This window comes from Kineococcus glutinatus, from assembly GCF_039542765.1.
Lineage (GTDB): Bacteria > Actinomycetota > Actinomycetes > Actinomycetales > Kineococcaceae > Kineococcus_A > Kineococcus_A glutinatus.
In genome coordinates this window covers 1-3,977 of sequence record NZ_BAABIL010000628.1, presented here as the reverse complement: position 1 = coordinate 3,977, position 3,977 = coordinate 1, and the positions used below count along the sequence as shown (strand labels likewise).

4 protein-coding genes and 1 pseudogene are annotated in these 3,977 nt (G+C 74.8%); 2 read left to right on the top strand and 3 right to left on the bottom strand.

Annotated elements, in window-relative coordinates:
• The 3 genes and pseudogenes from ABEB16_RS19275 to ABEB16_RS19265 form a co-directional block, all read right to left on the bottom strand.
• Positions 1-660 (bottom strand): annotated as a pseudogene (locus ABEB16_RS19275) (hypothetical protein); the annotation flags it as partial.
• 125 nt (positions 661-785) lie between these two features.
• On the bottom strand, positions 786-1,214 hold the full coding sequence (locus tag ABEB16_RS19270; protein WP_345713825.1) for a DUF2382 domain-containing protein: 429 nt from the start codon (positions 1,212-1,214) through the stop codon (positions 786-788).
• A 52-nt stretch (positions 1,215-1,266) separates the two neighbouring features.
• On the bottom strand, positions 1,267-2,142 hold the full coding sequence (locus tag ABEB16_RS19265; protein ID WP_345713824.1) for a DUF2382 domain-containing protein: 876 nt from the start codon (positions 2,140-2,142) through the stop codon (positions 1,267-1,269).
• A gap of 486 nt (positions 2,143-2,628) precedes the next feature.
• Between ABEB16_RS19265 and ABEB16_RS19260 the strand changes: the two genes are divergently transcribed.
• Together ABEB16_RS19260 and ABEB16_RS19255 are read left to right on the top strand one after the other, a co-directional pair.
• Positions 2,629-3,342, top strand: a complete 714-nt coding sequence (locus tag ABEB16_RS19260) for a TetR/AcrR family transcriptional regulator (protein WP_345713823.1) — start codon at positions 2,629-2,631, stop codon at positions 3,340-3,342.
• A 30-nt stretch (positions 3,343-3,372) separates the two neighbouring features.
• Positions 3,373-3,977: IclR family transcriptional regulator (locus ABEB16_RS19255; protein WP_345713822.1), on the top strand; the 605-nt coding region annotated here is incomplete at its 3' end.

Sequence of the window (3,977 nt, the reverse complement as noted above, 5' to 3'; positions counted from 1 at the left end):
CCCCGCGACGGCGCTGGCCTGCTCCTTCGCGGTCCCCGCGACGGCGCTGGCCTGCTCCTTGGCCGCACCGGCGGTCTGCTGCGCCGCGCCCTGCTCGCCGCCCTGCGGGGTGTTCGGCGCCGACACCGCGCTGTAGGCGCTGGCGGTCTCGGTGGCGTAGGTGCCACCGGTCGTCGCGGCGTACGTCGCCTCGGTGCCGTACGCCGGCGCGGTGCTGCCGGTGCCGTACGTCGCCTCGGTCGTGTACGTCGGCTCCGCACCCGTCGTGCCGTAGGTCGCCTCGGTGCTGCCGGTGCCGTACGTCGGCTCGGTGGTGCCGTACGTCGGCTCCGTGCTGTACGTGGTCTCCGGGGCGTACGTCGGCTCGGTGGTGCCGTACGTCTGCTCCGTGCTGTACGTCGCGCCCGTGCCGTACGTCTGCTCGGTGGTGTAGGTCGGCTCCGCGCCGGTGGTGCCGTACGTGGCCTCGGTGCTGCCGTGGGCCGGGCTCGTCGCCGCGGCGCCGTAGCCCGTGGTCCCCGCACCGTAGGTCGGCTGGGCGCTGCCGTACTCGCTCGTCGGCGCCTGCTCCTCCTGGCGCTCGCCGGTCTCGGGGCGCTGGCCCTCGTGGCCCTGGCCGTACGCGCCGGATCCGTGGTCCCCGGTGGAACTGGTCGACATGCTGTTCTCCTCGTCCTCCGTCGTTGCGTGCCCGTGCGTTCCTCGTCCTCGGCCGGTGGGGCGGCCACCACGATCAAGCGTCCCCTCGCGGGGTGGGATCGTCCACCTGAGCGCGGCGGCCGGCCTCAGGTGCCGGGCGGTGCGCCGCGGACCGTGCCGTCCTGCGTGCCGGGGAACTCCTCCACCGTCAGCTCGACCTCCTCGTGGGAGAGGAGGGCGGAGACGCTCTGCCGGCCCTCGACCCGCTGCACGCGCACCCGCACGCGCTCGACGGGCTGTACCTGCAACGAGACGGCGGGGACCTCCTCGTGCAGCACGAGCACCAGGTCCTCCGCCGGAGCGGCGCCCGCGGCGGCCCCGGGGCCGTCCACGGGTTCGTGGCGGACCACCAGCTGCTCCACCCGCACCGGGACCTGCAGGGTGCGGATCTCCGTGGTGATGCGCTTGGAGATCCGCACCCGCTCGCGGGGGACGCGGACGACGTCGTGCTGCAAGCGCTCGGCGGACAGCACCAGCTCGTGCTCGGTGCCTGCCGGGTTCTGCGGCGTGCTCACGTCGTCCTCCTCGTGGTGCAGGTGCCGCCGGCCGGGCGGGGCGGGTGGTGGGTCAGCGGCGGTCGCGGTCGGTCGCGGTGGTGGTGGTCGCGTCGGTGTCGACGTCGATGACCTCCTTGCGGACCTCGTCGGTCACCGTCTGCTGCTCGGTGAACTCCTGGGTGCCGAGGCGCACGCGCTCGACCGGCACGGTCTCCTTGCGGGTGACGGCCTCCTCCTCGTGGAGGATCACCTCGTGCTCCTCCTCGGTGAGGTCACCACCGGAGAGCGCCGCACCGCGGTTGGCCTCGGTGATGGGCTCGCGCTCGACGACGACCTCCTCGCGGGTGACGGGCACCGTCTCGGAGACCTGCTCGGTGACGATGTGCTTGCGCAGGCGGGCGCGGCCGGCCTCGCGGCGCACCGTGCCGGCGTGCACGACCTCCTCCGAGCGGGTCATCGCGTCGTCGGTGTTCGGGCCGGAGGTGTCGTGGCCGGCGCCGCGCACGGTGGTCTCGTCGCGGTCACCGCTCACCGCGTCGCGGATGCGGCCGGCGACGCCCTCCCCGTGGCTGGTGCCGGAGGTGGTGGTCGTCGTCTCGTAGGTCCCGGTGGTGGCGGAGGTGCCGGTGCCGAGGCCGTAGTACTCGTACAGCCGCTCCTCCTCCTGCGGGGTGAGCTCGGCGTCGGTCTCGGTGCGCGGGGCGTCCTTGATCTGGGACTTGCTGTAGGGCACCCGGATCTCGGTGCCGGAGATCTGGGCGCGGTCCAGCGGCACGAAGCTCTCGGAGCTGCCGAACAGGCCGGTCTTGACGGTCACCCAGCTGGGCTGGCCGGTCGCGTCGTCGAGGTACACCGTGCCGACGCGCCCGATCTTGTCACCGTCCGACTCGTAGACCGTGGCCTCGTAGAGGGCGGCGACGTCGGTGCGGGAGGTGTTCTCGGTCATCGTTGCTCCTGCTCCTCGGATCTGCGTGCTTCTCGGTCTGCGTGCTCCCCGGGCCTGCGTGCTGCCCGGACGTGCTGGTGGTGGTGCGCCGCGGAGGACGCCCGACGCCCCCGGCCTGCACCACGGCGTGCGCTGCTGCTCGCCAGCAGCCGCTCCCACCCCGCTCCGCGGGGCGGCGACGCCATGTCTACTCCGTAGACATCGAGGCGGCCATCCGGAACCGCCGTCGTGGTGGTGGTGCCCACCACCGCGCGATCCATGCACGGATCGCCCGACTTTCACCCATCGGCGATCTTCCGTCACGCTCCGCATCCGCTTCGCTGCGCTGCGCGCGATGTGCCCCCGCCGACGTGTCCCCCCGGCGGGACGGGGTAGGGAAGGCGTGGGCGCAGCCGCGCGACGGGGCTGCGGCGGACGGCTGCGGCGGACGGCTGCAGGACACGGCCGCGGCTGACACGTGACCCACGACGCGGAGCGGAGGACGGCATGGCGGACGGGCTGACGGGTGCGGGGCGTCCCGGTACCGCGGCCTCCCCCCGGCAGCTGACCCGCGGCCGGGTCGTGCAGGCCGCCGTCGAGTTCGTCGACAAGCACGGCATGCGCGAGCTGACCATGCGGCGCCTGGGCGCCTACCTCGGCGTCGACCCCATGGCGATCTACCGGCACGTCCCCGGCCGCGACGCCCTGCTCGACGCGGTGGTGGGCGTCGTCGTCGACGACGTGCTGGAGGTCATGCGCCGGGAGGAGGCCGAACCCGGCACCTGGGACGCCTACCTGGAGCGCCTCGCCCACGCCGTGCGCGGCGCGGCCCTGGCCCACCCGCAGGTGTTCCCCCTCGTGGCGACCCGCCCGCCCGCCGCGCCCTGGCTGCGCCCCCCGCTGCGCAGCGTCCGGTGGGTCGAGCTGTTCCTGCGCACCCTGCGCGGTGCGGGGTTCTCCGGCCGCCAGGCCGTCGCCGCCTACCGGGCGTTCACCAGTTTCCTCCTCGGGCACCTGCTGCTGGAGGTCTCCGCCATCGGCGTGGACACCTCGCCGGTCGACGAGCCCGCCCCCACCGATCCCGGCGTCGGGGACCTGGCCGGGTTCCCCACCGTGGCCGGGTTGCAGGCCGAGCTCACCGAGGACCACTCCGCGGCCGAGTTCCAGCGGGCGCTGGACGACCTCGTCGCCCACGTGGCGGCCATGCGCACCGGCGCCTGAACCGGCGCGGCGGCGCGTAGCCTCAGCGGCGTGCCGGGGCCAGTGCAGTCCGTCGAGCGCGCCGCCGCGCTGCTGAAGCTGCTGGCCCGCTCCCCCGCCGGCGTGGGCGTCGCCGAGGCCGCGCACTCCCTCGGGCTGGCCAAGACCACCGCCCACGGCCTGCTGCGCACCCTCGTCGGCGTCGGTCTCGTCGAGCAGGGCGAGGGCGCCCGCTACCGCACCAGCCCGGCGCTGGCCGACCTCGCCTCCACCGGCCTCGACGCCAACGAGCTGCGTTCCCGCGCCGTGAACTGGGCCGACTCCCTGGCCGCGCGCACCGGCGAGGCGGTGCGGCTGGCCACCCTCACCACCGAGGGCGCGGCCCTCGTCGTGCACCACGTCTTCCGCCCCGACGACACCCAGCAGGAGCTGGAGGTGGGCGACCTGCTGCCCGCGCACGCCTGCGCCCTCGGCAAGGTGCTGCTCGCCTTCTCCGGCAGCCGCCGCGCCCCGCTGGTGCGCCACACCCAGCACACCCTGACCGGGCCGGGGGCCCTGCGCCGCGAGCTGGCCGCCGTGCGGGAGCAGGGCTGGGCGCTCAACGGCGACTGGTACGAGAACCACTACGTCGGCGACAGCGAGGTCGAGCGCGAGCG

What these genes read in the sequence shown, in the direction of transcription:
- ABEB16_RS19260 (WP_345713823.1), top strand. Translation starts at nt 2,629, where the DNA reads ATGGCGGACGGGCTGACGGGTGCGGGGCGTCCCGGTACCGCGGCCTCC.
- ABEB16_RS19265 (WP_345713824.1), bottom strand. Translation starts at nt 2,142, where the DNA reads ATGACCGAGAACACCTCCCGCACCGACGTCGCCGCCCTCTACGAGGCC.